This is a genomic window from Acidiplasma cupricumulans (assembly GCF_001402935.1).
Classification (GTDB): Archaea; Thermoplasmatota; Thermoplasmata; order Thermoplasmatales; family Thermoplasmataceae; genus Acidiplasma; species Acidiplasma aeolicum.
The window spans coordinates 1-5,790 of sequence record NZ_LKBH01000277.1 but is presented as its reverse complement, the minus strand read 5'-3'; the positions used below and the strand labels follow the sequence as shown (position 1 = coordinate 5,790).

Annotated in this window: 6 protein-coding genes; 4 read left to right on the top strand and 2 right to left on the bottom strand. The window is 35.8% G+C overall.

Features of this window, described 5'->3' with window-relative positions:
• Window positions 1-241 precede the first annotated feature (241 nt).
• Genes AOG55_RS07585 through AOG55_RS07575 form a run of 3 tightly spaced genes read left to right on the top strand, consistent with a single transcriptional unit; the run spans window position 242 to window position 3,432 of the window.
• Window positions 242-1,513: an MFS transporter gene (locus tag AOG55_RS07585; RefSeq protein WP_048102337.1), complete on the top strand. Its 1,272-nt coding sequence runs from the start codon at window positions 242-244 to the stop codon at window positions 1,511-1,513.
• Window positions 1,500-2,528: an ADP-ribosylglycohydrolase family protein gene (locus tag AOG55_RS07580; protein WP_055041122.1), complete on the top strand. Its 1,029-nt coding sequence runs from the start codon at window positions 1,500-1,502 to the stop codon at window positions 2,526-2,528. The genes AOG55_RS07585 and AOG55_RS07580 overlap by 14 nt, the downstream gene beginning before the upstream one ends.
• On the top strand, window positions 2,512-3,432 hold the full coding sequence (locus AOG55_RS07575; protein WP_054964117.1) for a carbohydrate kinase family protein: 921 nt from the start codon (window positions 2,512-2,514) through the stop codon (window positions 3,430-3,432). Before AOG55_RS07580 ends, AOG55_RS07575 begins: the two co-directional genes overlap by 17 nt.
• 14 nt (window positions 3,433-3,446) lie before the next feature.
• Here the strand turns inward: AOG55_RS07575 and AOG55_RS07570 are convergent, their stop codons facing one another.
• Window positions 3,447-3,683: a hypothetical protein gene (locus tag AOG55_RS07570; protein WP_055041121.1), complete on the bottom strand. Its 237-nt coding sequence runs from the start codon at window positions 3,681-3,683 to the stop codon at window positions 3,447-3,449.
• Window positions 3,684-3,861: 178 nt separating this feature from the next.
• Here AOG55_RS07570 and AOG55_RS07565 point away from each other — a divergent pair, with 178 nt between their 5' ends.
• On the top strand, window positions 3,862-4,371 hold the full coding sequence (locus AOG55_RS07565; RefSeq protein ID WP_055041120.1) for a class I SAM-dependent methyltransferase: 510 nt from the start codon (window positions 3,862-3,864) through the stop codon (window positions 4,369-4,371).
• Between the two features lie 65 nt (window positions 4,372-4,436).
• Here AOG55_RS07565 and AOG55_RS07560 read toward each other — a convergent pair whose 3' ends face one another.
• Complete coding sequence (locus AOG55_RS07560) at window positions 4,437-5,774, bottom strand: MFS transporter (RefSeq protein WP_048102342.1); 1,338 nt, start codon at window positions 5,772-5,774, stop codon at window positions 4,437-4,439.
• Window positions 5,775-5,790: the final 16 nt, after the last annotated feature.

Sequence of the window (5,790 nt, the reverse complement as noted above, 5' to 3'; positions counted from 1 at the left end):
TAAATTATATTATCAAAATAATATCTTCTATATACCTGATAAAAATATAATAAGAGCATACAAATCAGAATGAAATTAAATAATAAAATGAAATACATAACAATGTATAGGAATAGAAAAGTGTCATTAATATAAAGGCCTAAAAAGATGAAAAATATTTCACAAATTTTTAAAAAGATGAAACATTTTGGTTCTATTTCATTGTATAAATTTTAAATATTTATTATTGATAAGAAGTTAAATGGACCCATCAGTTCAGGTTGAGGATTTGAAATGGACACCGGTCCACACTCTTTTATTTATTGCATTTTCAATAGGCACAACTGTTGAGGCTTATATATATTCATTATCATATATTGCAACATCATGGGTGGCAATGCCCAGAACCCTTCTTGGCCTTCTTGCAGTATGGCCACCGCTATGGCTACTTCTTGGTGGTGCAGTATCAGGACCTCTTGCTGATTGGATAGGAAGGAAAAAAACACTTTTTATCACACTTGGCATATATGTTATTGGTGCCATTGGACTTATTTTCAGCTTTACATACATAACAATATTAATTTTTGTGGGTCTGCTATTATTTGCAGCTGGAGGAGAATATAACACAATTCTCACCGCAACACATGAATTATTCCCCAGAAGGCATAGAAGCAGGGCACTGTTTCTGGAATTAAATTTTACAAACATTGGTGGATCAATAGCAGCCATACTGGCACTTCTGGCAATATCATCAATATTTGACCAGAGGGTGCTGCTTGGGGTAACGTTATTAATATCCATTTTAATTATGTACATTATCAGGTTAAGGCTTCCAGAATCCGTCATGTGGCTTGAGGCAAGGGGCCATATCAACCAGGCAGGTGATGAATTAAAAAAATACTCTGGGGTTTACACGGAAGGTGTGGATAATATTAAACCACAGAAGTTACCATCAATTTATTTTAGAATATTTATAGGTGGTGTAATAGGCTGGGCTTACACAGCAGGATTCAGCCTGATTGTGTTAACACTTGGTCCATACTTTTTCCCCTCGCTTACCGACTGGTTAATTTTTGTATTTGGTTTGGTGGCATTTTTTGCAGGCTTTCTGGGACTTGCCGCAGACAGGTTCAGCAGAAAGCGCTTTCTTTTGATTTCCTCGGTGCTGGTTGTTATATTTGCATACCTGTTTATACCAACCCTGAAGTTATGGTTAACAAACATTGTTTTATTCTGGTTTTTATTCATAGGTGTTTCAGTATTCATAAATATATATTTTCTGGCAGAGGATACATTAAAGTCAGAGATATGGGCAACCAGGAGGAGAGGGCTTTATTCAGCAATTGTTAGGGTTATTTCCCTTGGTGGGTCAATACCTGTTATATTTCTTGCAGTTAATCTGCCCATAATTTCCTATATGTGGCTTGGAATTGGAATTTTTAGCACTGGCATGGCTGCATCAGTTGCCTGGTATGTCTTTGGAATAGAGACAAGCAAGGGTAAAAGTGTGAGGATATGGGATGAGGCTAAATAAAAATAATATGGATATATCTAATTTAAGGGACAAAATTTTAGGGGTCTTCTACGGCGTTGCTATAGGGGATGCAATGGGAATGCCGACAACGTTTTTAAGCAGGTCAGAAATAAAAAATAAATTTGGCTTTGTAAACGATTTTCTAACAGCACCCATGGAGGGGTCTGTACACTCAAACCTCGTTAGGGGAGAATATACTGATGATACGGAACTTACATACATGATTGCTGATTCCATTATATCAAAAGGTTTTGTTGACCCTGAGGATGTGGCTAAAAATCTTGTTAAATGGGCTGATGACAATGATATATTAAACACAACACTGATTGGACCAAGCACAAGGATGGCAATTAAAAACTTAAAATCCGGTGTATCATATAAAATAACAGGAAAAAATGGGACAACAAATGGGTGTGCCATGAAAATCAGTTCCATTGGGATTTTTGATCTTTTTTCAGATAATGAAAAAACAGTAAATGATGTTATAAATGCATGTTTATGCACCCATAATACCGCAGTGGCAATATCAGGAGGTGCTGCAATAGCATTTGCGGTAAAAAGTGCAGCATCTGGAAATAAAAGTTTATCCGAAATTTATGATGCATCATTGCTTGGATCAGACCTCGGTGCAAAATTTATGGGAGAACCAGAAAAATCAATTTCATCAAGAATTGCTGGTGCATATAATATTGCAAAAAGTACCAGCAGCATTGATTCATTTCTTGATTCGTTATATGATTTCTTATTAAAACCTGATGGGGCACTTACTGAGGACGCGGTGCCTGCTGCAATATCTATATTCTTAAAGTCCGGAGGTAACTTTGAAAATGCAATATTGATGGCATGCAATCTTGGTGGTGATTCGGATACAATAGGTGGCATGGTGGGGGCCATTTCAGGTGCGTATAATGGCCTTGCCAGAATACCAGAAAAATGGGTAAAAACCATAGATGAATCAGCCAGACGTGACATAAGAGAACTGGGAGGGAAATTCCTGAATGCCATGCAAATATGACCTTTTGATAATTGGAGACGGTGTTTTAGATATATATCTTAACATAAAGAATTTCCCTATTAAGGAATACACAACAACAATTTCCAGCACCATGGAAGTATGTCCGGGTGGTACAGCAGCCATGGCAGTTATGGCCTCAAAACTGGGACTTAAGGTTTCATTCGTGGATAATATCGGAAATGACCTATTTGGTGATTACCTGATAAAGGAATTAAAAAATAATGGTGTAAATACGGATTATATAATCAGATCTAATAAAAAAATGACTGCCACATCGGTTAATATTATTGATGATATGAAAAGGCATTCATTCCTTGGTTATCTTGGATCGGGGGATTCCATGGATTATGTGGATGCGAATTTAATAAATGATTCTAAATCAATATTTTTTGAGGGTTACAACCTTATAAAAAAGGGAAAAACATACAGGGCATTAATGAAAGCGGTGATGGATGCGGAAACAGCCGAGAAGTACATATTTTTTGATCCGGGCCCGCTTATATCCCAAATTATCGGAATTGAGAAATTCATGAATTTATCCACAAAGGTTTTTTTAAATAGGGATGAGGCTGTGGCATATTTTAGTGATGATATTAATAATATACTGAAAAGAATTAAAAATGATATCCATGGAGACAGATATGTATTGAAACTTGACCGTGATGGTTCTGTAACAGTAAAAAACAGGGAAATAATAAAATGCCCACCAGTAAAGGACATTAAAATAGCAAATACGATAGGTGCTGGCGATGCCTTTGACATTGGCTATATTTCAGCATTAATTTCAGGGTATAATGAAAAAAATGCATGTATTCTTGGAAACATAGTTGCAGCCATGAGAATATCTAAAGGCATCGGATCAATACCATCAATAAAGGATATAACCAGGGACCTTGATATTTAAGGAATAAATATGCTTTAATTTGACTTAGAAATTGTCAAAATATTATTAAAAAAAGTCTGATTATCCGGTATCCTTTTTTCAAGTATTTTCTGGGCTATTGAAGATTCAGAATTTGCAGGTGCATTCGATGTTGTTGAATAACTAATAAAATGTGAATATCCTGTAAATGCCGGGAAAAGGGAAATTAGCACTATAACCCAGATTGTGATTATAAGCATCCTGTGTTTTGTTATTTTACTGGATATTTTCATGAAAAAATAATTTTGAAAATGATATTAAAAATATATAAAAATTTTTTTTATATGCCCTGAATACGTTATTGATTTTTAGGTTCAATCCAAAATTTAATGACCAGTGCATATTATTTTTCTTATAGTAATATTTAAAAACAGTTTATCCCTTTTAATCTAAACGTTTTCAGGGGTAACCATGAATGAGCCGTCGATGGGGAAAATAATGGATAAAATCAAGCCTTTAATAATAGGAAACAATATTCTTGATATCGGAACGGGCTTTGGCACGGTCATAAAAGCGCTTATAAAAAATGAGGATATTAGCATTACCAGCATTGACCCTGAGATGTGGAGATTTGAACAGCTAAAAAACACCTTTTTGGATGAAATTTATAAAAACAGGTTAAAATTATTGAAATTATCAATAGAGGAAACCGGATTTAGGGATAAACAATTTACAACATCAATATCTCTATTTTCAGCCCATCACTTTACTGATCCAATAAGGGCAATGAATGAGATTGATAGAATTACAAGTAATGCCATTATTATTGCTGACTGGAGCCCAGGATCATCAGGGATTTCCAATCCACATACTCCTGAGGAATTACAGTTATCAATGGATATAATAATAAATTATGCAATGGGTCACGGTTACAGAATAAATAATTATAAGATGTGGTATTCTGTTTACAGAAAAAAATGATTTAAAAATAATTTTATGTAGATGGGTTAGACATTTTTATATATTTCAAAAATTATAAGCTGGCATCAGGCAGCTATCTGCTCCAGGGATTTATCCTTTGTTTCCTCCCCAAGGAAGAGTGTTATTAGAAATCCTGCAAGACCAACTATAAACAGCAAAAGTTCCATGGGTACTATGCCGTATAATTTTAATGTTATTGGAAAAACAACTGCAGATATAATTGCACCAACCCTGCTTATTGCGGTGCCTGCACCCATGGCCGTTGTCCTCATTCTGGTTGGAAATAGTTCGCTTACAAATATCCCGGTTGTTTCACCGGTACCGCCTGCATTGGCAAAATAAAATATGGCGAACATTGGGAATAGCAGTAATATTGGGGGTGCTGATCTAACGGCAAGAAAATATAGTGCAAGTATAAATAATGAAACGCCCTGCGCCAGAAATGTATATTCCTGCCACTTCTTCCTGCCTATTATATCGGCTGTGAATACAAAAACAAGTGTTCCAATAACACCTATTACATACAATATTAGGGTCAGTGCCAGGGATCCTGCATGTGTTGAATAGCCTAACTCTAAAAGCAGTGTTACCGTATATATTCCTATGCCATAAAATATCAGGTCATTAAGAAACCAGGATGTGAAGGTAAATATGCCCCTCCTTGTGTAATTAACATTTCCTGTGGCATAGGATGCATTCTTTAAATTATTTAAATCGTTTTCATCTTTAATCTTGAATTTTTCCTTTATATCTTTTATTTCATTCTTCTCATTTTTTTCAACTGCATATCTGGGTGTTTCATCAACCCTGCGCCTTAGTATTAAGACTATTATTGCAGGAACGGCACCGGCCCCAAGCAGCCACCTCCAGGCTATGCTGCCAAGTGGTAAGAATAAAAGTCCAAGTGCAACTGCAACTGATCCACCTATCCACCATGACATCAGACCGGTACCAAGATATTTACCGCGATGCTTTACAGGGGAAAATTCACCGATTATGGATAATGTCAGTGCATAATCCGCACCTATGGCCAGCCCAAGCAATGACCTGAAGGCTATTAGCTCAATATAGTTCTGGGAAACTGCACTTAAAATTGCAAATACAGCAAAAATTAGCATATCCCACTGGTAAATAACCTTTCTACCCTTCATATCAGCAATGAATCCAAAAACCGCGCCCCCAATTAACTGGCCAACAATGGTTGCAACTCCTATAATTGATGATATTACAGCACCTATATGAAATAATGGCGCTATAAATATTAATGCCGGACCTATAACAAGCAGATCATAACCATCAAGAAAATAGCCCATATCAGATAATATATCTATAAAATAATGATACCTGCCTGCCTTTAAATTATCCAGCTCCCTGAGAAAATTTAGGCTCTCATCTTTCTGCATGATTATATACAATATA